Source organism: Micromonospora sp. NPDC085948 (assembly GCF_040686315.1).
GTDB lineage: Bacteria > Actinomycetota > Actinomycetes > Mycobacteriales > Micromonosporaceae > Micromonospora.
In genome coordinates, this window is record NZ_JBFBJW010000019.1 from 24,872 (window position 1) to 48,343 (window position 23,472).

Genomic DNA, 23,472 nt, shown 5'->3' on the forward strand with positions numbered 1-23,472 from the left:
TAGGGGCGGGGACGAGTCGGACACATCGGCAGCGAGAGGCATCTTCGGTACCGCGTCGGGATGAGCGGCGGCGGCGTCATCCCTGCGACGTAGGCGTGCGATGTAGCGACACCGCTCGCCAGGCGGATAGGCAGCGGCGCGGTCGGCACCGAGAATGAACCGATGACGTGGCGTGCGGTGGTGATCCGGCTGTGGTCGCACATCCGGTCCCTGGCGCGTCCGGTCGGCCAGCTGCCACCGTTGTCGCGCCGGGGGCAGCTGTTCGACGCGCTGTTGGCGCTCGGGCTCGGTCTCCTCGCCATCCAGGCGGACAGGGGTGTCGATGACCGGCCGGCGGAGCACCGCATCGTGTTCGAGCGGGGCGAGCTCTGGCCGGGTCCGCCGGTGCCACCCGACCCGGTGTGGCCACCCTTCCTGCCGGTCGAGGACGACGGCACCGGCTGGACGGCGGCGCTGCTCATGCTCGTCGTCCTGCCGTTGCTGTTTCGCCGCCGGTACCCGCTGGGGACGCTCTGGGTGGTGCTGGCCAGCGCCGGGCTGGTCGACGACAATCCGGCCGCGCTGCGGCTGTCCTTCTTCGCCTGCGTGGTGGCCGGCTACAGCGCCGCGGTCTTCAGCCCGTACAAGATCCTGGCGTTGGCCAGCCTGCCGGCGGCCGCGATTCTGCACGCCGGGTTGCAGTCGGACGCCAGCTCGGTGTCCGACAGCGCCGTGCCGTTCCTGATCCTGCTGCCGATCGCGGTGGCGGCCGACGGGCTACGCCGGTGGAAGGAGCACGCCGACGAGGGCCGGGCGCGGATGTCGGCCATGGAGCACGAGCAGGTCGAGGCGCTGCGCCGGGCGACGGAGGTCGAACGTGCCCGGATCGCCCGCGAGCTGCACGACGTGGTGACCCACAACGTCAGCGTGATGGTGATCCAGGCCGGCGCGGCCCGCAAGGTGATGGAGTCCAGGCCCGAGGACGCCCGGGCGGCGCTGCTCGCGGTCGAAGCCGGCGGCCGGGCGGCGATGACCGAGCTGCGGCACGTGATGGGGCTGCTCACGATGGACGGCGACGTCCTGGGGCAGGAGGGCGCCGCCGACCTGGCTCCGCAGCCCGGCCTCGATGGGCTGGACGCACTGGTGCGGCGGGTGCGCGACTCCGGGGTCGAGGTCGAGCTGGTGGTGCGCGGGCAGCGGGGGCCGCTGCCGTCCGGCATCGAGCTGACCGTGTACCGACTGGTGCAGGAGGCGTTGACGAACGCCGTCAAACACGCTGCCGGCGCATCCGTGCGCGTGCTCGTCGACTATGCCGGGACGCACCTGCGGGTCGAGGTGACCGACACCGGCGGCCGAGCCGGCGTGACCGCCGGCACCGGCACCGGGCGCGGGCTGATCGGTCTGCGCGAGCGACTGGCGGTCTACGGGGGCACGGTGCAGGCGGGTCCACGACTCACCGGCGGATACCGGGTCCAGGCCCTGATCCCGGTGGACAATGCCCTGATCGACGACGTCGCGGGCGACGGCCGGGCGGGCACACCTCTGGGGGGCACGGCATGACCGCAGCGCTGCGGGTGGTGGTCGCTGACGACCAGGCGTTGGTCCGGGCCGGGTTCCGGATGATCCTGACCGCCGACGGGATCGACGTGGTCGCCGAGGCGACGACCGGGGTCGAGGCCGTCGAGGCGGTCCACCGGCACCGGCCCGACGTGGTCCTGATGGACATCCGGATGCCCGACCTGGACGGTCTCGCGGCCGCCCGCCAGATCCTCGCCGGCGTCGGCGAGGCACCGCGCATCATCATGCTCACGACATTCGACCTCGACCAGTACGTGTACGCGGCCCTCACCGCGGGAGCGAGCGGCTTCCTGCTCAAGGACGTCACCCCGGAGCATCTGGTGGGTGCGGTCCGGCTGGTCCGCACCGGTGACGCGCTGCTGGCGCCGGCGATCACCAGGCGGCTGGTGCAACGGTTCGCCCAGCGCGACACCGACCCGCCGGCCATCCACCGGGACCTGGCCGCTCTGACCCCGCGTGAGATGGAGGTGCTGGGTCTGCTGGCGCACGGCCTGAGCAACGCCGAACTCGCCGGCCGCCTGCACCTGTCGGAGGCGACAGTGAAGACGCATGTCGCCCGGATCCTGGCCAAGTTGGGCCTCCGCGACCGGGTCCAGGCCGTCGTCGTGGCGTACCGGACCGGCCTGGTCGCCCCCTGACCGTGGCCGCCCGGTCGACGCTCGATCGACCCGGTGGGACGGACACCGTCTGACTCTCGGCGGGACGCTGGGCAGGTCAACGGCACGGTTTTCTTGACACTCATCAATGTTAACGCCAACATTATGGCGCTACCTGGACGCAACACCACCGTCACGCCGCCGACACACGGGTCGCTCACGAACCGCACGGAGGACAGATGCCGCTGCCACTCCCCCGCACCGAGCCGGCGACCCACCGCGCCATCGGTCCGGGGCGCGCCGACCGCCGGGGCCGCCGACGCCGACGGTCGGTCGTGGCCGCCGTGCTGGTGCTGCTCGCCGTCTCCGCCGGACTGCCGGCGGCGGGGCCGGCGCAGGCCGCGCCGGCCGTCAACTACACCAACCCACTGGTGAACCAGCGGGCCGACCCGCACATCTTCCGGCACACCGACGGCTACTACTACCTGACCGCCACGGTGCCGCAGTACGACCGGATCGTGCTGCGACGTGCGACCACCCTGCCGGGGCTGGCGACGGCGACGGAGACGACGATCTGGAGCCGCCACACCAGCGGAGAGATGGGCGCCCACATCTGGGCACCGGAGATCCACTTCATCAACAACAGGTGGTACATCTACTTCGCCGCGGGCCGCACCGACGACGTGTGGCGGATCCGGATGTACGCGCTGGAGAACGCCAACGCCAATCCGCTCACCGGCTCGTGGACCGAACGGGGACGGATCACGACCCCCTGGGACACCTTCAGCCTGGACGCGTCGACATTCGTCGCGAACGGGGTGCGCTATCTGACCTGGGCCCAGCAGGAACCGGGCATCTCCAACAACTCCAACGTGTACCTGGCCCGGATGGGTGCCAACCCCTGGCAGATCACGGGCACCGTGACCCGGCTGGTCGTGCCGACGTACGACTGGGAGACCCGCGGCTACCGGGTCGCCGAGGGGCCGGCGGTGGTCCAACGCAACGGCCGGATCTTCCTGACCTACTCGGCCAGCGCCACGGACGCCAACTACTGCCTGGGGATGTTGAGCGCCTCCGCCACCGCGAACCTGCTCGACGCCGCCTCCTGGAGCAAGAGCCCCAACCCGGTGTTCGTCAGCAACGCGGCCACCGGCCAGTACGGCCCCGGCCACAACTCGTTCACCGTCTCCGAGGATGGGCAGAGCGACATCCTGGTCTATCACGACCGCAACTACCGCGACATCAGCGGTGATCCGCTCAACGACCCGAACCGGCGGACCCGGCTCCAGAAGGTGTACTGGAACGCCGACGGCACCCCGAACTTCGGCATTCCCGTGCCCGACGGGGCCACCCCGGTCCGGCTGCGCTCCCACGACCTGGCCACCAGCTACATCCGGCACTGGGAGTACCGGGCCCGGATCGAGCCGAACGTGACAAATCTGGCCGACTCGCAGTTCCGGATCGTCACCGGGCTCGCCGGCGGTGGATCGGTGTCGCTGGAGTCGACGAACTTCCCCGGGTACTACCTGCGCCACCGGGGCTACGCCCTGTACGTCGAGAAGAACGACGGCTCCGCCCTCTTCGGCGGCGACGCGAGCTTCCGCCGCCAGTCCGGCCTCGCCGACAGCGCCGGGATCTCTCTGGAGTCCCACAACTTCCCGGGCCGACACGTGCGCCACCGCGGCGGACTGCTCTACGTCGAGCCGGTGAGTTCGAGCGCCGACCGCGCCACGGCCACCTTCCACCTGGAATAGCCGCCCACCGGCTGCGACGACCGCGGCCGTCGACACCGTCCCGGCTCGCCCGGAGCCGATCCAGCCCAGGAGGAGCGATGCGCTTCACTCTCAGGACAAGACCGTCCGGCGGCGAATCGATCCGTCGGGGCCGGCGTACGGCCCTGGTCCTCGCCATGATCACCACGCTGGTCGGCGCGGCCGCCGCCGTCCTGGTCGGCGCACCGCCGGCGACGGCGGCGAGCATCGACACCAACGCCTCCTACGTCCTGGTCAACCGATACAGCGGCAAGGTGCTCGACGTGCGGGACACCTCGACGGCGGACGGCGCGGTGCTCCAGCAGTGGTCCCGTAACGACGGCGCGTGGCAGCAGTTCCAGTTCGTCTCCTCCGGCGGCGGTTACTACCGGCTCAAGGCCCGGCACAGCGGCAAGGTCGTCGACCTCTGGGAGTGGAACACCGCCGACGGCGCGGAGTACCGCCAGTGGTCCGACGTCAATGGCACCAACCAGCAGTTCCAGGTACTCGACTCCGACGGTGGCCACGTCCGGCTGATCAACCGTCACTCCGCCAAGGCCCTCGAGGTCTGGGAACGGTCCACGGTCGACGGCGGCCGGATCAGTCAGTACGCCGACGTCAACGGACCCAACCAGCAGTGGCAGTTGGTGCAGATGGGCGGCGGGGGTACCGGGTGTGGCAGCGGGTCGAGCAACGCCGAGGCCGTGCTGAGCGGGGGCACCTGGACATCCCGTAACGGCTCGTCGACCGTCTACTCGGGCGCGGACATGCTGTCGGCGATGCAGGCGGCGGTCAACTCGCTCTCGGCGGGTCGAACGTCGAAGCAGCGGGTGGTGGTTCGCGGCTCTGGTTCGATGAGCGCGGGGTCCCGGTTGTCGCTGCCGTCGTACACGACCCTGGCCGTGTGCGGCACGATAAACGTGACCGGGTCGGGCTCGGGCGACCAGGCGCCGGTGTACTCGCGGGGGACAACTGACGTCGAGGTGCAGAACCTCACGCTCACCGGCTCCCCGTTGTACGGGATCTTCATGCGCAACGTGAACAACCTGACCCTCGGGCAGATCGACATGCGACTCTCCGCCGGTCTGGGCGTCCGCATCGACAACCACGGTGGAGATCGAGCGGTCAAGGTGCGCAACGTCCGCATCGACACCGTGTACGTGTCCGGGACCGGCACCCACGGGGTCGAGACGTACGGCGTGGACGGTCTCACGATCGGCACGGTCACGGCCCGGAACACCCGCGACTCCGGCCTGCTGCTCAACGACACGATCAACGCCACGGTGGGCACCGTCGACGCGCAGGGCGCCGGGGCCGGCACCGGGTACGCGGCGTTCCGGATGGCCAACCGCAACGGCCGGGTGGGCAACGCGTACCCGACGAACATCCGGGTCGGCACCGTGCTCGCGTCCGGGGGTGGTCGGGGGATCTTCTGCGTGTCCGAGTCCGGCGGCGCGGTCATCGACCGGGTCACGATCTCGAACACCGGCAACAACGCGATCCTGGTGGAGAACTGCTACAACGTCGTCATCGCCGGGGTCTCCGGGACGGTGACGGGCGGCGGTGAGATACGGATCGCGGCGCGGAGCGAGTTTCCGATCTCGTCCGGCATCCGGTTCCAGAATCTGACCGTCAGCGGCACCAACATCACCCAGAGCCCCTGCGGTGGAGCGAACAACACGATCAGCAACGTCACGCGGGTCAACTCGACTCTCACCTGGTGTTGAGCCGAGGGGGTGCGGCCGCCCGGGTTCGGACGGCCGCACTCGCCGCGCTCACCGACGGCGGCGGGCCATCCACTGCCAGATGTGGGTGCCGTTGCGGCTCGGGTCGTTGCGGGCCACGTAGATCCAGGACCAGTGGCCGGGGAACCGGTAGCCGTTCCAGACGACCTGGTCGTACAGGGTGATCAGCGATCCCGGGATGAGGTCGTGGGCGTGGATCGTGTTGGTCTCCGGTGGCACGGTGTCGTCGTCACGCGAGGTGACCAGCCAGGTCGGGGTCCGAATCGCCGCCAGTTCCGCGTCGGTGATCAGCGGCGGGCCGTCCCCGCCGAGCGGCTCGACGACGCCGCAGATCGGCACCGACGCGGCGAACAGGTCGGGATAGGTGACGGTCATCTCCAGGGACATGTAGCCGCCGTTGCTGCAACCGACCACGTAGATCCGGTCGGGGTCGACGCGCTTGCGGCGCACGAGGTCCTGGACGATCTCGCGGATCAGCGGGGCGAACCGGGGGCCGTCCTCCATCCAGTAGGAGGTGCTCTGCGGAGCCACGACGTACGCGCCGGAGAAGATCCGCTGCGCCTGGGGAGTGGCGAAGCCGAGCGCCCCGCGGTTGGCGCGCAGGGTGGTCTCGTTGTCGTAGTAGTCGTCCGGCAACGAGGCGCCCTCGCCGGCGCCGTGCAGCCAGACGATCAGCGGTCGTCGACCGTGCCCAGCCGAGTGGTCGGGTGAATACAGCCGGTACTTCATACCCGAGCCCGAGACGTGGTAGCTGAAGGCGTCCACCTCGGGGTTCGACAGCCGTCCCTGCACGAAGCGCGTGATGGTGACCGGCGAGCCGTGGCGCCGGGCGATCGGGGCGTTCTGCGTGATGGTGTAGACGAGGTCCAGCCGCACGTTGCGGCCCTTGCTCAGGATGTAGCCCAGGGTGCCACCGCCGGGTTGACCTTCGGCGTGGCTCAACTCCAGCACGATGTTGCCGTGGCGGTCGAGGCGGGCCGCGGTGACCGTGCGGTCCAGGTCGTACTCGCTGAAGATCTGGTCGCCGGGAGCGATCGGGAGTGGACTCGTGGCCTTGGCGTGCACGCTGAACGTGCCGGGGGTCAGCCCGGCCGGGTCGATCGGCCCGAGTCGGCCGGTGTCGAGGGTGACCGAGGTGACCTGCTCACCACCGTCGAGCGTTGTCGCGTCGAGGGTGAAGCGCACGGTCGTGGGATGGCGGCCGCCGGCGTGGGCGGCGAGGCCGGGCACCGCCAGGCCGATGGCCGCACCGGCTCCACCGGCCAGAACAGTGCGACGAGTGACAGGCGTGGACATGCGGCCCCCGTACGTTGCGACGTCGACGTGCGTCGATGAGATCTCAACGTAACGCCGCCGAGATCCGCTGGCAACCGTCGCCGGCACGAGCGATCCGGGCATTCCACGCGTGGGTCCGGACCGTTGCGGAGGTGGAGTTCGAGCGATCGTCTCAGCGCACGGGTCCGGCGCGCAGGGGGTAGATCACGCCTGTCGCCTCCTCGGACATCGTCCACAGCTGACGTCGCGCGGCCGGGTCACCGGCGCGTCGTGGGGCCTGTTGCCGCTTCGGGGCGCCCCTGAAGCGGCCGGGACCGCCCGGCCCGTAGTACTCACCGCCGGTGACCTGTGGGTCGGTGGCGGCCCGTAGCACTGGCAACGCGCCAGCCTGAGGCGACTGGGTGAACAGCCGTCCGATCGTCGCGTTGGCCACCCGGAATCCCGGCGACGCGTCGCGAAACAGGTCGGTGCGCGCCGCGCCGGGGTGGGCCGCCAGGCTGATCGTCGAGGCGCCGGCCGCGGTGAGCTGATGGTGCAGCTCGAACGCGAAGAGCAGATTCGCGAGCTTCGAGGTGTTGTAGGCGGTGGTTGGCCGATATCCGTCGAGACTTCTCAGGTCGAGACGAGTGATGGAGCCTGCGCCTGCTGCGATGCTGCTGACGGTGACGACCCGACCGGCCGGCGATCGCTCGACCAGGTCGAGGAGCAGTCCGGTCAACGCGAAGTGGCCAAGGTGGTTGACGCCGATCTGGGACTCGAAGCCGTCCTTGGTGCGCCGGGCCGGCTGCCACCACAGACCGGCGTTGTTGATCAGAATGTCGAGTCGTTCGACGCGTTCGTGGAGGTCGGTTGCCGCCTGCCGCACCGATTCGAGGCAGGCCAGGTCGAGTGAGAGCACGCTGCCCCTGCCGGGCAACTGGCGTATGGCGTCCGCGCCGCGCTCCGTGTCGCGTGCGCCGATCACGACGTGGACTCCGTGCGCGCTCAGGGCTTTCGCTGTTTCCAGGCCGATGCCGCCGGTGGCTCCGGTCACCAACGCGGTGGCGCCATCGAGGCGGGACATGTCGCGCGTGCTCCACATGACGTCTCCTATAATCGGAACGGTCGCCCCGTTTAACTATACGGAACGACCGCCCCGCTTGTCGACAGGGAGGGTTTCGTGCGCGCCGACGCTCGCCGCAATCGCCAACGCATCCTGGACACCGCCTACGTGGTCCTGGCCACCGAAGGGGCGGGCGTACCCGTCGACGACATCGCCCGGCGCGCAGGCGTCGGCGCGGGAACCATGTATCGGCACTTCCCGACAAAGGAATCGCTGATCGAGGCCGTGGTGCTCGACCGCGTCCAGGCGCTGACCGCCAAGGCCCGATCCGGTATCGACTTCACCGAGTTCTTCACCGTCATGGTCGACGCCGGCCTCGCCAACCGCGCCGTCGCCGACGCACTGTCCAGCGGCGGCTACCAGATTCCCGCCGACGCCGACGCCGCCCTCAACACCGCCTTCGCCGAACTCCTACACGAAGCGCAGCAACGCGGATCCGTACGCCCGGACATCACACCCGACGACGTCCAGGCCCTCGTCGTCGGCTGCGTCGCGACCGCACGACACCGCGGCGACGCCGACCTCGTTCGGATCGTCGTCACCGGCCTACGACCCTGACACCACCGCCCGACGGTTCGGCAGCAAGCGGGCTCCGGCGCCCGACTCGCCCGCGAAGGTGCCGTCGCGGGCAGGGCCTGCGGGGTCGACCGTCCGCACTCCCATCCCTATAGTGAGTTCCATTATGGAACTAACTGCTTTCTGGCGTTGGTGGTTGGCCAGCACGACCAGCCACCTCGGTTCGGCCGTCGGCGGGCTGGCCCTGCCGATGACCGCGCTGGTCGTGCTGCACGCGTCAGCCTTCGACATGGGTCTCATCACGGCGGCCGGCTATCTCGCGTATCTCTTGATCAGCCTGCCGGCGGGGGTGATCGTGCAGCGCCTGCCGCTGCGCGGCATGCAGGTCGTCCTGGACCTGATCCGGGCCCTCGCCATCGCGTCCGTCCCCCTGGCCTGGTGGTACGACACCCTGACGGTGGCCCAACTGGTCGTGGTCGCCCTGGTCGTGAGCTTCGCCAACGTGCTGTTCGACGTGGCGAACCAGACCTTCCTGCCCGAGATCGTGCCGGCCGCGCAGTTGCAGGCGCGCAACAGTCTCAACTCCGGCACCCTCGCCGCCACCCAGTTGGGCGGGCCGTCCCTGGGCGGGCTCGTGGTGCAACTGCTGGGTGCGGTGCCGACGCTCTTCGTGGACGCCGTCAGTTATCTGGTCTCCGCCGTGCTGCTGCGCACCCTGCCGGCCCGGCGGGTGCGGCAACCGGACCAGCGGCCACCGATGGTCACGATGATCCGCGAGGCTGGCACTACGTGCTGCGCCACCCGATCATCGGACCGGCCATGTGGGACGCCACCGCGACGAACTTCGTCAACGGCGCCATGCTGGCTCTCTTCCAGTTCTACCTGGTGCGCGAGCTGCACGCACCGCCGCTCCTGGTCGGGCTGCTGATCGCCGCCGACGGGCTCGGCACGCTCATCGGCGCCGCGCTGACCACCCGCTTCACCCGCCGGTTCGGCACCGCACGTGGTCTGATCATCGCGGCCTTCGTCGGCGTGGTCGGCGCGCTCATCATCCCGCTGGGCACCGGCACCGCCGGCTACCTCGCCTTCGCCGTCGGGAATCTCATCTTCGCCGGGTCCACGGTGGTGCTCAGCGTGACCACCCGCACGTACCGGATGCTCGCCAGCCCGCCGGAGCTGCTGTCGCGGGTGATCGCCACGGTCAAGTTCGTCTCCTGGGGTGCCATCCCGCTCGGCGGTCTGCTCGCCGGCGTCCTGGCCGGGCCGCTCGGCGCCCGCACCACCCTGCTGATCTTCGGGGCGCTCACCGTGCTCTCCCCGATCATCTATCTCTCGACACCGATCCGCCGGATGCGTGACCTGCCGCTCGACCCCGTCCCGGCACCCGCGGAAGCCCGGGTGTGATCCGCCCGCTCGATCAGTGACGTCGATCGCCCGGGTCCAGGTCGTTCACGCGAGCCAACCACCCAGACATCGACGAAAGGTGTAGCCCGCGGATTCCCGGGGCAAGAACCCGCACATGGAGGGAACGGCAGGATGCGACGGGCATCCGCTCGGCCAGCGGCAGCGCACCGGTGAATCGCACCGGGCCGGGCTCGCGGCGCACCTGTCGACGGCCTCCGTCTGATGCGGTGGAGGCACAGCCTTCCAGCGGCGGCGTTCGGGGCCGCGGCGCTCGGGGCGACCCTGGGCGCCAACCCCGCCCACGCCGACACGCCGCTACCGTTGCCGACGAGTCTCCAGCCGGTGCAGGTCAATTCCTCGCCAGGCACCATCACGGTACGGGTGCCCGACCTCGTCGAGGTGCAGGTGTCCGTCCCCCTGCCGTTGCCGACCGCACTCCCCCTGCCCCTGCCGTCGGCAATTCCCCTGCCACTGCCGTCGGCCGTCCCTCTGCCGACCATGCCGGCCGATCCGCTGCCGACCCTGCCGGCCGATCCGCTGCCGACGTTGTCGGGTGATCCCTCTGCCGTCGTACCGACGCGGCCGGCCCGTACGTCGTCGTCGTCTTCGCCGCAGGCCACGCCCCCACCCCCGAACTCGGCCTCCACCGAGGCACGCGCCGCCTCGCGGTCGGCGCCGGCACCGTCGACGCCCGTGCCGGCGACGGTGTTCCGCGTCGGGCACCACACCTCCGACGGCCGAACACCGGATCGGGCGCGGGTGGCGACGGCCGCGGGCATCGACGAGCCGTCCCGACCACCCGTCCGTCCGGCGTCGGGGCCACCGGCGCTCGTGCTGGCGCTCGCGTCGGCGCCCGCCGGTGTCGGCACCGGCGGTGCCGATCCGCCCACGTCGGCAGCTGAGGCGGTGCCGCCCAGCGCGCCGCTGGATCCAGGGCGCACCGTTACCGCGGTCGACAGGCGCGCTGCCAGCCGACCGGTGGAGCGGGGTCCCCCGCCACCACAGCAACTCCTGATCACCCACTCGCGTCCACGACGTTGATCAGGAGAAGACCATGGAGATAGCCGTCATCTGGATTCCCGCCCACATCGAGCCGGCGGAGCACGCCGTCGCGACGTGTCTTGCGCACCTTCGCCGACACTCGTACCGATTCGCGGGAATCATGCGGGCATCGTGGGAGACCATCGAGCAGGCCATGATCGACGGAGAGGTGGACGTCGTCGTCATCGCCGACCGTGCCCACCTCCCGCCGGACCGGTCCCCCCGGATCGAGCTGGCCACCGCGACCGACGCCGACGGGGACCGCACGGTTTCCTACCCACCGCTCGGCTGACACCACGAAGCGCCCCGTCCGACGCGGACGGGGCGCTTCGTCGACTCTCGACCGAGCCGGGAGGAGCGCTCACGGGCCACGATGGAGAGCTACTGCGCCGTCGCGTCGTCGTACGGGTCCCAGTACGCCGCGTAGCGCAGCAACGAACGGGCCAGGGCCGGGTGTGCCGCCGCCCACCTGGTGTCGAAGAGGAACCACTGGTCGAACCCGAAGAAGTCGTCGATGTATCGGGCGACCTGCGCGATGTGCGGATCCGACCGGACCAGCGACCCGACGGACGGTTGCGGGGCGAGCAGCCGCACCACCTCCGGGTGGATCGCGTGGTGTGCCGATGCCAGCTCGAGGCTGGCGGGCGACGGGTCGTACCCGGACAGCCGAGCGTAGCGCTCCAGCGCCGCGCCGGCGTCCGTCTCGTCGGGCGCGACCAGGGCCCGCAACAGCTGGGCATCGTGGGGCCATCGGCGGGTGCCGGGCGCGTCGACGGCACGCAGACGAGTGGCGAGGTCCGGCAGGGTGAGCCCGGGAAAGGCGATGGCGCCAGCCAGGTCCAGGGTCCGGTCGGCGTCGTGCGAGCCCCAACCCAGACGGACCGAGAACACGGCCTCCGGCCCGGGTGGGGCGATGCGCACGGGACGGACCGGCAGCCCGTGGTCGAAGATCGCGCCCGGCGCGGCGGCGACGGCCGGCAGTGGCCAGGTGTCGTACAGCAGGAAGGCGAGCCGGTCCGGCGACGCGACGGCGGCGGCCTCCTCGACGAAGTAGTAGGCCAGATCCACCTCGTCGTCGTCGGTACGCACGCGCAGGGCGCCCTCGCCGAGCCGGATGAACGTGCCGTCGTCGTCGCCCTCCACGTAGAGGTGCTCGTTCAGCAGCTCGCGTAGGTCGTCGAGGGTCTCCGGCAGCGGCAGGTGCCGCTCTCCCTCGAAGATCGAGTCCAGGCCGTACACGTCATCGCCCAGCTCGCTCTCGATCCAGCCCTGCGGATTGGCACGGCCCCAGCCCCGGCGGAACCAGTCGAGAATCGTCGCGTCGGGCAGGGTGACCACCCGCTTGCTGAACGGCGATTCCTCGCGCCACCGGCACACGAAGTACATGCGGCGAACCCTAGGCGAGCGGCCCGACATAAAGTCCGTGCCCGGATCTGTCCCCGTGCCAGGGCGGGACGGTCAGGCCGCGACGGCCGCCCGCACGTCGTCGTCGGCGGCGCGCAGTCGCGCAGCGGCCTCCTCGGCGGTGCAGTTCGCGAGCAGCAGCACGATTGCCGTCTTGGCGTGCCCGTGCGCCGCCGCGAGGGCCCGCGCGGCGCTGTCGAGATCCGTGTCGGCGGCCTCGGCGACGATCCGCCGCGCCCGGTCGACGAGCTTCTCGTTCGTGGCGTTCATGTCCACCATCAGATTGCCGTAGACCTTGCCGAGCCGGGCCATCGTGGCGGTCGAGAGCATGTTGCAGACGAGCTTCTCGGCGGTGCCGGCCTTGAGCCGGGTGGAGCCGGTGAGCACCTCGGGACCGGTGGGCACCTCGATGGCGACGTCGGCGTACCTGCTGATCACCGCGTCGGAGTTGCAGGCCACCGAGACTGTCGACGCGCCGAGCGCGCGGGCGTGCTCCAGCCCGCCCACCACGTACGGGGTGCGGCCGCTGGCGGCGAGCCCGACCACCGTGTCGCGGGCGGTCAGGCCGACCGCGTCGAGATCGGCGACGGCACGTTTCGGGTCGTCCTCCGCGCCCTCGACGGCGACACCGAAGGCTCGCGCTCCCCCGGCGAGCAGGCCGAGAACCCGGTCGGGCGACGTACCGAAGGTGGGTGGGATCTCGACGGCGTCGAGCATGCCGATCCGGCCGCTGGTGCCGGCACCGAGGTAGATGAGTCGCCCGCCCTGACGGAGCGACGCCACGACGACGTCGACGGCGGCCGCGATGTCCGGCACGGCCCGCCGGACCGCCTGGGCCACCGTCTGGTCCTCGTCGTTCATCGCGAGGAGCAGCTCGGTGGGGGACATCAGGTCGAGGTCGCTGGTCTTGTCGTTGCGGGTCTCGGTGCCGAGGGTGCTGAGGTCCACGGGGTTACTCGTTCCTCTCGCTGTGTTCAGTCGCCGGTCGAACGACGGGCTGCGGCTCGTCGAGCGCCGCGTCCGCAATGTGCCGTTCCGGCCGTGCCAGCCTGGTCGGCACGGTGGGGAGGGGCCACTCCGCTCGACCCCCCGCCTCCCCGTATCCGCAGGCCGGGACCACAGCGTAGCCAGCCCGGACGCGGACTGGCAAAAAGTTTCGCGATACGCTAGACATGCGTCACTTATTGACAACCCCTGGTTGGGAGCGAGCCGTGCGTCAACTCGACCTTGTCGTGATCGTGCTGTACCTCGTGGTGATCGCCTACGTGGGACTACGCCTGTCCGGCAAACAGAAGTCCGCCAAGGACTACTTCGTGGGCGAGGGTCGACTGCCGTGGTGGACCGTCTCGTTCTCCGTCGTCGCCACCGAAACCAGCGTCCTGACCGTGATCAGCGTGCCCGGCGGCGCCTACAGCGGGCAGGGGTTCGGCAACGTCGAACTGGCCCTCGGCTACGTGATCGGTCGCGTCATCGTGGCGGCGGTGCTCATCCCGCTCTACAAGCGGGGCGGCTTCGTCAGCGCCTACCAGTACCTCGGTGAGCGGTTCGGCCTGAAACTCCAGGGTCTGGCGTCGGTCACGTTCGTCTTCACCCGCCTGCTCGCCGAGGGCGTACGGCTGTTCGCCTCGGCCATCCCCATCAAGCTGCTCCTCGACGAGTTCGGGCTGAATGTCGGCTATCAGGCGATCATCATCGTCCTGACGCTGATCACGGTGGTGTACACCTACCTCGGTGGCATCAAGGCGGTCATCTGGACCGACGCCATCCAGATGGGGCTCTACCTGGGCGGGGCGATCCTGGCCATCGGGGTGCTCAGCCACGCCGTCGGCTTCGACGGCTACTCGCAGGCGCTGGACGCCGGCAAGTTCCAGCTCTTCGACACCAACTTCACGCTCGCGCACGTGCTCACCAGCCCGTTCGCCCTGCCGACGGCGATCATCGGTGGTGCGATCTTCGCGATGGCCAGCCACGGGTCGGACCAGCTGATCGTCCAGCGCATCCTGTCCACCCGCACGCTGCGCGAAGGACAGAAGGCGATGATCTCCTCGGGCATCTTCGTGGTCATCCAGTTCGCGGCGTTCTCCCTGGTCGGCGCGCTGCTGTGGTCGTACAACAAGGGTCAGACCTTCAAGGAGCTCGGCCTGGCCAGCAGCGACAACCTCTACCCGAGCTTCATCCTGCACGCCCTGCCGGTGGGCATCTCGGGCCTGCTGGTCGCCGGCATCCTCGGCGCCGCGATGGGGTCGCTGTCCTCGGCGCTGAACTCGATGTCGAACTCCACGGTCGCGGACTTCATCCACAGCTTCTTCCGGAAGGTCCCCTCCGACGACGCGATGCTGCGGCTCGCCCGGGTGATGACCCTGGTCTGGGCGGTGCTGATGGCGGTCTTCGCCTGCGCGTTCAGCTCCAGCACCGGAAACGTCTACCTGACCGGTCTGACCATCGCCGGCTACACCTACGGGGCGCTGCTCGGCGCCTTCCTGCTCGGCCGCCTGGTCAGCCGGGCCAACCAGGTCGACGCGTTCATCGCCTTCCTCGTCACCGTGGCGGTGATGACCTACATCGTCCGCTACGTCAAGATCGACGTCACGACGGCCGGGCACACCGTCCCCACCGCCATCGCCGCGCAGTGGCTGGTGCCGATCGGCGTCCTGATCACCCTGCTGGTCGGCGCGGTGTCGAGCCGGTTCCACGCGGCCCCGGCGACGCCGTACGACCATGGACGCGCCGACGAGATCGACGACGCGGCAGAGCCCGCCGCCCGGGCCTGAAGGAGGACGTGATGCGTGTCATCGGCCTGATGTCCGGCACCTCCTACGACGGCATCGAAGCCGCCGCCGCCGAGTTCGACCTCAGCGGCGACACCCTGCGGATGCGGCCACTGGGCCGGCTCAGCCACCCGTACCCGGAGGAGCTGCGCACCCGGATCGCCGCCGCCCTACCGCCCGCGCCGACCAGCACCGAGGCGATCACGGTGTTGGACACCGGTATCGGCCAGGCCTTCGCCGAGGCCGCTGCGCGGGCGCTCGTGGAGCTGTGCGGCGGAGACGCCGACCTGGTCGTCTCGCACGGGCAGACCATGCACCACTGGGTCGACGGCGGTGTGGTCCGGGGCACCCTGCAACTGGGTCAGCCGGCCTGGATCGCGGAGGCCACCGGCCTTCCGGTCGTGGCCGACCTGCGTACCCGTGACGTCGCGGCGGGCGGCCAGGGCGCTCCCCTGGTCGCCCTCTTCGACACGCTGCTGCTGCGGGGCCTGCCCGGCGTCCCCGCCGCGCTCAACCTGGGCGGCATCGCCAACATCACCGTCGTGGCGCCGGACGCGGACCCGCTCGCGTTCGACACCGGCCCGGCCAACGCGCTCCTCGACGCCGCCGCGCGCCACTTCAGCGGCGGCACCGAGGAGTACGACCGGGACGGGCGCGGGGCGGCGGCCGGGCAGGTGGACCAGGCCCTGCTGCGGCGGCTGCTCGACGAGCCGTACTACCGGCAGCCCGGCCCGAAGAGCACCGGCAAGGAGCTGTTCCACCTGCCGTACCTGCTCGCCGCACTCGCCGACGCGCCCACGCCGGATCCGCAGGACGTCCTGGCCACGCTCACCCGGCTGACGGCGGTCACGGTGGCCGGCGCCTGCCGCGACCACGGCGTCACCCGGCTCGTCGTCTCCGGCGGCGGCGCACACAACCCGACGCTGATGCGCATGATCGCCGAGGAGCTGTCGGACGTCGACCTGTCGTCCAGCGACGACCTGGGTGTCGCGTCGGACGCCAAGGAGGCACTGGCCTTCGCGCTGCTCGGCTACCTGACCGTGCACGGGCTGCCGGGCACCCTGCCCTCGGGCACCGGCGCGCGGCACGCCTCCGTGCTCGGCAGCATCACGCCCGGCCGGCAGGCGCTGCGGCTGCCGGCGCCTGTCGACACCGCTCCGGACCGGCTGATCGTCGCCTACTGACCGCCCCTCCCGGGAGGATCCGCCCATGAGACCCGTCGTAGGAGTACCCGCGCCGACCACGGCCGGCGTCCGCGCCCGCGAGGTCGCCGAGCTGTTGCGCTCACGCCTCGATGATCCGAGCCGGGCCAGCACCGAGCTGCCCCGCAGGCTGGCGGCGGCGCACGACGCCTCGCCGTACCTGTTCGAGCCGCAGGCCGTGGTGCGCGCCGCCTCGGCGGCCGAGGTGGGGGCGCTGATGGCGGGTGCCCGGGAGGCTGGTGTCCCGCTGACCCTGCGCGGCGGCGGCACCAGCCTCGCCGGGCAGGCCGGCGGGGCGGGCGTGCTCGTCGACGTCCGGACCGACTGGCGGCACGCCGAGGTGCTCGACGACGGCCGCCGCATCCGGCTCCAGCCGGGCCTCACGATCCGGCAGGCCAACGCCCGGCTGGCCCGCTACGGCCGCCGGCTCGGCCCGGACCCGGCCAGCGAGGCCGCCTGCACGGTGGGTGGCATGGTGGCCAACAACTCCAGCGGGATGACCTGCGGCACCACCGACAACGCGTACCGCACCATGGAGTCGTTGCGCTTCGTCCTGCCCTCCGGCACCGTCGTCGACTCCGCCGCGCGCGACGCCGACGACCGGCTGCGGGCCGACGAGCCGGAGCTGTACGCCGGGCTGCTGCGCCTGCGCGACCGGGTGCGCTCGGCGCCGGACTCCCGCGCCACGATCGAGCGGCTGTTCGCCATGAAGAACACCATGGGGTACGGGCTGAACTCCCTGCTCGACCACGACAGCCCGGCCGACATGCTCGCCCACCTGATGATCGGCAGCGAGGGCACCCTGGGCTTCGTGGCCGAGGCCGTCTTCCGGACCGTCGAGATCCACAAACACGCCGCCACCGGACTGCTGATCCTGCCGGGTCTCAGCGCCGCCACCGACGCGCTGCCCGCCCTGCTCGCCGTGGGTGCGCGTACCGCCGAACTGCTCGACGCGGCCGCGTTGCGGGTCAGCCAGCGCGACCCCGACGCGAGCGCGGCCCTGCGCGGGCTGACGGTCGCCGGGCACGCCGCGCTGCTCGTGGAGTTCGCCGAGGACAGCGCGGAACGCCTGGCCGCGACCCTTGCCGAGGCCCAGCCCGTGCTCGACCGGCTGCCCGCCGTCACCGGCACCGCACTGACCCACGACCCCCGCGAACGGGCCAAGCTCTGGCACCTGCGCAAGGGCCTCTACACGGCGGTCGCCGGTGCCCGCGCGCCCGGCACCACGGCCCTGCTGGAGGACATCGCGGTGCCGATGCCGCGCCTGACCGGCACCTGCGACGGGCTGATCGACCTGTTCGACAGGCACGGCTACCCGGACGCGGTGATCTTCGGACACGCCCGCGACGGCAACCTGCACTTCATGCTGACCCAGTCCTTCGACACACCTGCCGAGATCGACCGCTACGCCCGGTTCACCGACGACATGGTCGACCTCGTGCTCGGCGAGGGGGGCACCCTCAAGGCCGAGCACGGCACCGGCCGGGCCATGGCCCCCTTCGTCCGCCGCCAGTACGGCGACGAGCTGTACGACGTGATGCGCGACCTCAAGCGGCTGTGCGACCCCAGCGGCCTACTCAACCCCGGTGTGCTGCTCAACGACGACCCGACCGTGCACCTGCGGCAGCTCAAGGCCGTCCCGACGGTCGACCCCGAGCTGGACGCCTGCGTCGAGTGCGGCTACTGCGAGCCGGTCTGCCCCACCGCCGACGTCACCACCACGCCCCGGCAGCGCATCGTCCTGCAACGGCAGATCGCCCTCGCCACCGCCGCCGGCGACGAGGAGCGCCGCCGGGAGTTGACGGCCGACTACGCGTACGCGGCGGTGGACAGTTGCGCCGCGGACAGCCTCTGCGTCACCGCCTGCCCGGTCGGCATCGACACCGGCGCGGCGATGAAGCGGCTGCGCGCCGAACGGCACAGCCCTGCCGCCCAGCGCACCGCCCGCGGCGTCGCCCGGCACTGGAAGGGTGCCGTGACCGGTGTCCGCCTGGGGCTGACCGCCGCACACGCCGTGCCGACACCGTTGACCCGCGCCGCCACCGGGGTGATCCGTGGGCTCGGCGCCACCGAGCTGGTGCCACAGTGGAGCGACGACATGCCGCGTGCCGGCGCTCCCCGCCCCCGACCCCGCAACGCGCCGGACGCCCAGGCGGTGTTCTTCGCGGCCTGCGTGGGCAGCCTCTTCGCGCCGGAGGACGGTCCGGCCGGCGGCGCGGCGGCGGCGTTCCTGCGCCTCTGCGAGCTGGCCGGCGTGCCGGTCGTCGTGCCGGCCGGCACGACGGGCCTGTGCTGCGGAACGCCGTGGCAGTCCAAGGGCTATCCGGCCGGTCACCGCGAGATGGCCGAGCGGACCCTCGCCACGCTGTGGGAGGCCAGCGACCAGGGCCGCCTGCCCGTCGTGTGTGACGCGTCGTCCTGCACGCACGGGCTGACGCAGCTGACCGCCGCCCTGGCCGAGGAGGACCGGGCGCGGTACGACGCCCTGCGGTTCGTCGACAGCGTCACGTTCACCGCCGAGCACCTCCTGCCAGCGCTGCCGGAACCCCGCCGGCTGGGCTCGCTGGCCCTGCACCCCACCTGCTCCACGGTGCACCTGGGCGGCAGCGACGACCTGCGCACGGTGGCCCAGGCCGTCGCCGACACGGTGACCGTGCCGGACAGTTGGGGATGCTGCGCCTTCGCCGGCGACCGGGGAATGCTGCATCCCGAGGTGACCGCGAGCGCCACCGCCGCCCAGGCCGCCGAGGTCAACGAGCGCGACCACGACGCGTACGCCTCCTGCAACCGCACCTGCGAGATGGGCATGAGCCGGGCCACCGGGCAGCCGTACCGGCACGTGCTCCAGGTCCTCGTCGAAGCGGTCGAGCCGCCCGCGTAGCCGCGGTCGGGTCAGCCGCCCACGCCCCGGACCGCCTCGATGATCGTCTCGGTGACCTCGCTCGGCCGGGCCACCACCATGGCGTGCGAACCGCCGGCGACCTCACGCTGGCCCCGCGGTTGGGCGCGCTCGGCCATGAACCGGTGCGCGGCGACCGGGATGTTGTTGTCGGAGTCCCCGAACACGAACCAGCTGGGCAGCGATCGCCACGCCGGGTCGCCGGTGAGCCCGTCACCCAGCGCCTTCTCGGTGATCGGCCGCTGCGTGCGGGCCATCTGCGCGGCGACGTCGGCCGACACGTCCGCGACGAACTGCTGGTGGTAGGCGTCCTGGCCGATCGCCACCTCGTTGCCGCCGGACGAGAGCGGGTACTTCACCAGCGTGTCCGCGAGCGTGCTGCCGGGGAACTGCCCGGACAGCGACAGCCCCGACTCGCCGGTGTCCGGGGCGAACGCGTTGACGTACACGAGGGCTCGCACCAGTGGTTCGTCGGCAGCGGCCTGCGTGATCACCATGCCACCGTAGGAGTGTCCGACGAGGATGACCGGGCCGCCGATCCCGCGTACCACGTCCCGTAGGTAGGCGGCGTCGCCGGCGACCTCCCGCAGCGGGACGGCGGCGGCCACCGAGTCGTACGCGGCACCCAGCCGCTCGATCACGCCGTTCCAGCTCGCCGACTCGGCGAACGCCCCGTGGGCGAGAACGATTGTGGGCTGCGGATCAGACATAACACGCACTCCCTTACTCCGTGACGCTGTTCCACCCACGGCCGCGCCGGTGCGCCTGAATACCCGTACCGCGAGGCCGAAACATCCGGCCCTCTCACCCGTCCGCGGGCTGCTCCTTCGTCAGGTGCAGCAGCCACCCCTCGGCCGTGCGGATGAGCGCGTACCGGCGTCGACCGGCGCGGCCGTGCAACGTGAACAGCAGGCGGCGGTCGTCGCGGTCGTGCTCCTCCCAGGTGCCGATGTCGGCGATCGACTTGTCCGCGTCCTCGTAGGTGAGGTGATCAAGGTGGTGGTCCGCCACGGCGATCGCGAGCCGGTTGGCGCGGGGACTGTCCGGCAGGCCGCGGGGCACCGCCCAGGAACGCAGCACGCCGGCCTCCTCGAGCCGCAGGTCGAAGTGCGGTCGGGGCCGGCGGTGGTGGTGCAGCACGAAGGCAGGTGGCACGCCGACAATTGTCGCCGCCCAGGCGCGCTCCCGGTGCCGTGATCTACCCGGCGACGGCGGTCGCCATCCGGCGTACCGCCTCGGTGATCAGCTCCGGTGCGGTGGCCAGGTTCAGCCGGACGTGCCCGTCGCCGCCGCTGCCGAAGGCCGGACCCGAGTTGAGCGCCACCCGGCCACGGTCGAGGAACACGGCGGCGGGATCGTCGCCGAGGCCGAGGGCGCGGCAGTCCAGCCAGGCGAGGTACGTGGCCTGCCCGGGTCGGTAACGGATGGCCGGCAGGTGCTCGCTGAGCAGCGCGGCGAGAAGCCGGCGGTTGTCGTCCAGGCCGGTCAGCAGGGCGTCGAGCCACTCGCCGCCGTCGCGGAAGGCGGCGGTGTGCGCGATCACGCCGAGGTGGCTGGTGCTGACGCTGGCATCGAACGGGACGCGGACGAGATCGGTGGCCGCGGCCGGGCCGGCGATGAGCAGCGCACCGCGCAGGCCGGCCAGGTTCCATCCCTTGGAGGCCGACATGAGCGACAGGCCGTTCTCCGCGCCGGGCACCGAGAGGTACGGCACGAACCGCGCTCCCCCACCCACCACGGGAGCGTGGATCTCGTCGGCGACCACCCGCACCCCGTGTCGCTCGGCCAGGCTGGCGACGGCGGCCAGCTCGTCGGCGGTGTGCAGGACGCCGGTCGGGTTGTGCGGGCTGCACAGCAGGTACGCGGCCGGTCGCCCACCGGCCCGGGCCTGGCGGAACGCGTCCTCCAGCGTGCCGAGGTCGAGCCGCAGGTCCGCGCCGAGCGGCGCCTCCACGATCCGACGGTCGGCGTGCGCCACGAACTCGTAGAACGGCGGGTAGACCGGGCAGTTGACGACCACGGCGTCGCCCGGCCCGGTGACCAGCCGCAGCGCCTCCACGACACCGTGCATCACGTCGGGCACCAGCGCGGTGCGCTCCACCGCCAGCCCGTCCCACCCCCACCGCCGTCGGGCGAACTCCGCCAGCGCCTGCGGGTACGCCGTCCCGGCGGTGTAGCCGGTGTCGCCGCGCGCGACCGCGTCGGTGATCGCCGCCGCGACCGGCTCGGCCAGTGGCACGTCCATCTCCGCGACCCAGAGCGGCAGCACGTCGTCGGGGTACTCCCGCCACTTGAGGCTCGTCCGTTCGCGGAGCTGATCGATCGTGAGCTGGCGAAGGGGGTTCATCGAGTCTCGGGTACCGCTCAGCACGCCGCTCATCGCTGAAGCCTATTCCGCTCCCCGCGTGCCGGCGGGCCGCGGACCCTCCTGGTAGGGCGGAGCGACCCCCCAGCCCCAGCGTGGTACCGGTGCCTGCCGGATCGGGTCCGCGCCCGGTTGGGAGTTGCGTACCGCCAACCGGGTTCCCCATTCGAGGTAGCCCGTGAAGGCGGCGCGGAACTCCGGGTCGTCGGGCAGGCCGACCTCGTCGGCGGCGTCCATCATGAGGTTGACCCACCGCCGACGCTGCGCCTCGCTGATCGCCCGGCCCAGGTGCTGGCCGAGCATGTGGCGGTAGCCGCCGCGCTCGGCGGTGTAGGTGGCCGGGCCGCCGAAGACCTCGGCCAGCCACATCGCCACATGGTGGGCGTGCGCCGGATCCATGCGCGCGAAGATCGGTGCGAGCAGGTCGTCGGAGCGGACCAGGCGGTAGAAGGCAGCGCAGAGCCGCCCGAACGCGTCGACACCACCGGCCCACTCGTACAGGCTCGGCGGTGCGGCGCCACCAGACCCGGAAATCCCGGTCGGGCGGTAGTGCCGCATCTCCTCGATGTCCTCGACGTACGGCCTGATCGCGGCGAAGAACCGCCCGAACACCGGGCCACCCCGAAACCCCCTGAGGTGCTCGTCCACCGACGTCCAGCGGATGCGCAGCACGTAGGTGGCGGGGTCGTCCAGGCAGCGGCTCAACTCGTAGTCCACGCACTGCGGCGCGGCGCGGAGCGCGTCCGCGGCCCGCTCGTACGCCGCCTCGAAGCCGTCCAGCCGCTCCTGCGGCACGCGGTACCTGATGTACTCGATGACCATGGGCACAGCCCAACACCCGCAGCGACGGCGATCAAGTACGCACCATCTGGTGCGTGCCCCGAGGGAGGCCACGATGCCCAAGCGTTACCACTGCCCGGTGGAGTTCGCCGTCGACGTCATCGGCGGCAAGTGGCGGCCGGTGATCCTGGCCCACCTCAAGGAGGGCGTACACCGCTATGGCGAACTGCGCCGCCGGATGCCGGGGGTCAGCGAGAAGATGCTGACCCAGCGTCTGCGCGAGTTGGAGGCCGACGGGCTCATCCTGCGGCACGACCGCGAGACCAACCCGCCGCACGTCGAGTACCGGCTCACCGAGGAAGGACTCAGCCTCGCCCCGGTGTTGCAGGCCCTCTACGACTGGGGCACCGCACGGGCCGCCCGCACCGGCACCGCCATCGACGAACCCGCTGCCGGTGCCGTCAGTCGCTGAGACCGAGGTGCAGCAGCCACACCCGGTCGTCGCGGCGGACGACGAGGTCGACGTAGACGCCTTCGTACCACTGTCTGGTGTCGACGGTGAGCTCCCAGGACTGCACGGAGCCCGGCCAGAGTCGCCGCAGCAGCGCCACGACCCAGCCGGCGACCGCCTCGGCCAACTGCCGGGCCGGCATCTTCTCGGCCCACGCGTACGCCGGCTCCCCGGGGAGGAACAGTCCGGGTAGCGCCGCGTCGACAAGCGCGGGCCAGGAGCTGACCGGCGCCAGCCGGGATACCGCGCAGTCCTTCGGCAACAGGGCGTTCACCCCGGTGGTCACGTCGCCCAGCAGCGGTCCGCTGGTGAGGGTGAACGTGCAGACGTGGTTGATCCCGACCAGCAGATCCTCCAGAAACCGCAACGCGCGGTCGACCATCTCCGGGATCTCGTCCGCTGTCGCGTCCCTCACCGCCTGCAGCGCGGTCCAGTCGAATGCCGTCACGTCGGCCAAGGTTAGTGAATCCGACACCGGTCCTCGATCCGGAGTGGCCGAGCCTTCGCACGTGCCACGGTTCCGCCCGTCGGAGCGGGTACTCGCGCGGCGTCGTCA

General features: G+C 71.4%; 20 protein-coding genes and 1 pseudogene. 12 read left to right on the forward strand and 9 right to left on the reverse strand.

What is annotated here, in order from left to right; genetic code table 11:
* Window positions 1-162: 162 nt before the first annotated feature.
* From AB0O48_RS31630 to AB0O48_RS31645, 4 genes are all read left to right on the forward strand, one after another.
* Complete coding sequence (locus AB0O48_RS31630) at window positions 163-1,539, forward strand: histidine kinase (RefSeq protein ID WP_365069565.1); 1,377 nt, start codon at window positions 163-165, stop codon at window positions 1,537-1,539.
* Window positions 1,536-2,195 (forward strand): response regulator transcription factor, encoded by a 660-nt coding sequence (locus tag AB0O48_RS31635; protein WP_357255386.1) that lies wholly within the window; start codon window positions 1,536-1,538, stop codon window positions 2,193-2,195. The genes AB0O48_RS31630 and AB0O48_RS31635 overlap by 4 nt, the downstream gene beginning before the upstream one ends.
* Before the next feature lie 197 nt (window positions 2,196-2,392).
* Entirely contained in the window at window positions 2,393-3,907 is a 1,515-nt protein-coding gene (locus AB0O48_RS31640) for a family 43 glycosylhydrolase (protein WP_365069567.1), read from the forward strand.
* A gap of 155 nt (window positions 3,908-4,062) precedes the next feature.
* Entirely contained in the window at window positions 4,063-5,631 is a 1,569-nt protein-coding gene (locus AB0O48_RS31645; protein WP_365069687.1) for an RICIN domain-containing protein, read from the forward strand.
* Between the two features lie 48 nt (window positions 5,632-5,679).
* Here the strand turns inward: AB0O48_RS31645 and AB0O48_RS31650 are convergent, their stop codons facing one another.
* The gene (locus AB0O48_RS31650) at window positions 5,680-6,945 is read right to left on the reverse strand and encodes a PHB depolymerase family esterase (RefSeq protein ID WP_365069569.1); all 1,266 of its coding nucleotides are present in this window, start codon (window positions 6,943-6,945) and stop codon (window positions 5,680-5,682) included.
* Window positions 6,946-7,096: 151 nt separating this feature from the next.
* A complete protein-coding gene (locus tag AB0O48_RS31655) occupies window positions 7,097-8,005 on the reverse strand; it encodes an oxidoreductase (protein WP_365069571.1) in 909 nt (302 codons plus the stop codon).
* Between the two features lie 78 nt (window positions 8,006-8,083).
* Between AB0O48_RS31655 and AB0O48_RS31660 the strand changes: the two genes are divergently transcribed.
* The 4 genes and pseudogenes from AB0O48_RS31660 (at window position 8,084) to AB0O48_RS31675 (ending at window position 11,279) form a co-directional block, all read left to right on the forward strand.
* Window positions 8,084-8,584 (forward strand): helix-turn-helix domain-containing protein, encoded by a 501-nt coding sequence (locus tag AB0O48_RS31660; RefSeq protein ID WP_365069573.1) that lies wholly within the window; start codon window positions 8,084-8,086, stop codon window positions 8,582-8,584.
* Between the two features lie 124 nt (window positions 8,585-8,708).
* Window positions 8,709-9,946 (forward strand): annotated as a pseudogene (locus tag AB0O48_RS31665) (MFS transporter).
* 222 nt (window positions 9,947-10,168) lie between these two features.
* Entirely contained in the window at window positions 10,169-10,987 is an 819-nt protein-coding gene (locus AB0O48_RS31670) for a hypothetical protein (protein ID WP_365069575.1), read from the forward strand.
* A gap of 13 nt (window positions 10,988-11,000) precedes the next feature.
* Entirely contained in the window at window positions 11,001-11,279 is a 279-nt protein-coding gene (locus AB0O48_RS31675; RefSeq protein ID WP_357255405.1) for a hypothetical protein, read from the forward strand.
* An 89-nt stretch (window positions 11,280-11,368) separates the two neighbouring features.
* On the opposite strand, the gene AB0O48_RS31680 is transcribed toward AB0O48_RS31675, so the two are convergent.
* Complete coding sequence (locus tag AB0O48_RS31680; protein ID WP_365069577.1) at window positions 11,369-12,373, reverse strand: hypothetical protein; 1,005 nt, start codon at window positions 12,371-12,373, stop codon at window positions 11,369-11,371.
* 72 nt (window positions 12,374-12,445) lie between these two features.
* The gene (gene murQ, locus AB0O48_RS31685) at window positions 12,446-13,339 is read right to left on the reverse strand and encodes an N-acetylmuramic acid 6-phosphate etherase (RefSeq protein WP_357255410.1); all 894 of its coding nucleotides are present in this window, start codon (window positions 13,337-13,339) and stop codon (window positions 12,446-12,448) included.
* A 263-nt stretch (window positions 13,340-13,602) separates the two neighbouring features.
* On the opposite strand from murQ, the gene AB0O48_RS31690 reads away from it, so the two are divergent.
* The 3 genes from AB0O48_RS31690 to AB0O48_RS31700 are packed head-to-tail and all read left to right on the forward strand — an operon-like array spanning window position 13,603 to window position 19,242.
* Window positions 13,603-15,162, forward strand: a complete 1,560-nt coding sequence (locus AB0O48_RS31690) for a sodium:solute symporter (protein ID WP_357255411.1) — start codon at window positions 13,603-13,605, stop codon at window positions 15,160-15,162.
* Between the two features lie 11 nt (window positions 15,163-15,173).
* Window positions 15,174-16,343, forward strand: coding sequence for an anhydro-N-acetylmuramic acid kinase (locus tag AB0O48_RS31695; RefSeq protein WP_357255413.1), 1,170 nt, complete (start codon window positions 15,174-15,176; stop codon window positions 16,341-16,343).
* A gap of 25 nt (window positions 16,344-16,368) precedes the next feature.
* The gene (locus AB0O48_RS31700; RefSeq protein ID WP_365069581.1) at window positions 16,369-19,242 is read left to right on the forward strand and encodes an FAD-binding and (Fe-S)-binding domain-containing protein; all 2,874 of its coding nucleotides are present in this window, start codon (window positions 16,369-16,371) and stop codon (window positions 19,240-19,242) included.
* Window positions 19,243-19,253: 11 nt separating this feature from the next.
* On the opposite strand, the gene AB0O48_RS31705 is transcribed toward AB0O48_RS31700, so the two are convergent.
* From AB0O48_RS31705 to AB0O48_RS31720, 4 genes are all read right to left on the reverse strand, one after another.
* A complete protein-coding gene (locus AB0O48_RS31705; RefSeq protein ID WP_357571175.1) occupies window positions 19,254-19,970 on the reverse strand; it encodes an alpha/beta hydrolase in 717 nt (238 codons plus the stop codon).
* Window positions 19,971-20,064: 94 nt separating this feature from the next.
* Complete coding sequence (locus AB0O48_RS31710) at window positions 20,065-20,415, reverse strand: DNA polymerase ligase N-terminal domain-containing protein (protein WP_357255422.1); 351 nt, start codon at window positions 20,413-20,415, stop codon at window positions 20,065-20,067.
* Window positions 20,416-20,458: 43 nt separating this feature from the next.
* Window positions 20,459-21,640 (reverse strand): MalY/PatB family protein, encoded by a 1,182-nt coding sequence (locus AB0O48_RS31715; RefSeq protein WP_357255425.1) that lies wholly within the window; start codon window positions 21,638-21,640, stop codon window positions 20,459-20,461.
* Between the two features lie 9 nt (window positions 21,641-21,649).
* Complete coding sequence (locus AB0O48_RS31720) at window positions 21,650-22,447, reverse strand: antibiotic biosynthesis monooxygenase (RefSeq protein WP_357571181.1); 798 nt, start codon at window positions 22,445-22,447, stop codon at window positions 21,650-21,652.
* A gap of 73 nt (window positions 22,448-22,520) precedes the next feature.
* On the opposite strand from AB0O48_RS31720, the gene AB0O48_RS31725 reads away from it, so the two are divergent.
* On the forward strand, window positions 22,521-22,877 hold the full coding sequence (locus AB0O48_RS31725) for a helix-turn-helix domain-containing protein (protein ID WP_357255431.1): 357 nt from the start codon (window positions 22,521-22,523) through the stop codon (window positions 22,875-22,877).
* Here AB0O48_RS31725 and AB0O48_RS31730 read toward each other — a convergent pair.
* Complete coding sequence (locus AB0O48_RS31730) at window positions 22,867-23,364, reverse strand: hypothetical protein (protein WP_357255433.1); 498 nt, start codon at window positions 23,362-23,364, stop codon at window positions 22,867-22,869. The genes AB0O48_RS31725 and AB0O48_RS31730 overlap by 11 nt on opposite strands.
* Window positions 23,365-23,472: the final 108 nt, after the last annotated feature.

What these genes read in the sequence shown, in the direction of transcription:
- AB0O48_RS31640 (WP_365069567.1), top strand. Translation starts at nt 2,393, where the DNA reads ATGCCGCTGCCACTCCCCCGCACCGAGCCGGCGACCCACCGCGCCATC.
- AB0O48_RS31675 (WP_357255405.1), top strand. Translation starts at nt 11,001, where the DNA reads ATGGAGATAGCCGTCATCTGGATTCCCGCCCACATCGAGCCGGCGGAG.
- AB0O48_RS31705 (WP_357571175.1), bottom strand. Translation starts at nt 19,970, where the DNA reads ATGTCTGATCCGCAGCCCACAATCGTTCTCGCCCACGGGGCGTTCGCC.
- AB0O48_RS31725 (WP_357255431.1), top strand. Translation starts at nt 22,521, where the DNA reads ATGCCCAAGCGTTACCACTGCCCGGTGGAGTTCGCCGTCGACGTCATC.
- AB0O48_RS31720 (WP_357571181.1), bottom strand. Translation starts at nt 22,447, where the DNA reads ATGGTCATCGAGTACATCAGGTACCGCGTGCCGCAGGAGCGGCTGGAC.
- AB0O48_RS31715 (WP_357255425.1), bottom strand. Translation starts at nt 21,640, where the DNA reads ATGAGCGGCGTGCTGAGCGGTACCCGAGACTCGATGAACCCCCTTCGC.
- AB0O48_RS31670 (WP_365069575.1), top strand. Translation starts at nt 10,169, where the DNA reads ATGCGGTGGAGGCACAGCCTTCCAGCGGCGGCGTTCGGGGCCGCGGCG.
- AB0O48_RS31700 (WP_365069581.1), top strand. Translation starts at nt 16,369, where the DNA reads ATGAGACCCGTCGTAGGAGTACCCGCGCCGACCACGGCCGGCGTCCGC.
- AB0O48_RS31635 (WP_357255386.1), top strand. Translation starts at nt 1,536, where the DNA reads ATGACCGCAGCGCTGCGGGTGGTGGTCGCTGACGACCAGGCGTTGGTC.
- AB0O48_RS31695 (WP_357255413.1), top strand. Translation starts at nt 15,174, where the DNA reads ATGCGTGTCATCGGCCTGATGTCCGGCACCTCCTACGACGGCATCGAA.
- AB0O48_RS31645 (WP_365069687.1), top strand. Translation starts at nt 4,063, where the DNA reads ATGATCACCACGCTGGTCGGCGCGGCCGCCGCCGTCCTGGTCGGCGCA.
- AB0O48_RS31650 (WP_365069569.1), bottom strand. Translation starts at nt 6,945, where the DNA reads ATGTCCACGCCTGTCACTCGTCGCACTGTTCTGGCCGGTGGAGCCGGT.
- AB0O48_RS31630 (WP_365069565.1), top strand. Translation starts at nt 163, where the DNA reads ATGACGTGGCGTGCGGTGGTGATCCGGCTGTGGTCGCACATCCGGTCC.
- AB0O48_RS31655 (WP_365069571.1), bottom strand. Translation starts at nt 8,005, where the DNA reads ATGTGGAGCACGCGCGACATGTCCCGCCTCGATGGCGCCACCGCGTTG.
- AB0O48_RS31680 (WP_365069577.1), bottom strand. Translation starts at nt 12,373, where the DNA reads ATGTACTTCGTGTGCCGGTGGCGCGAGGAATCGCCGTTCAGCAAGCGG.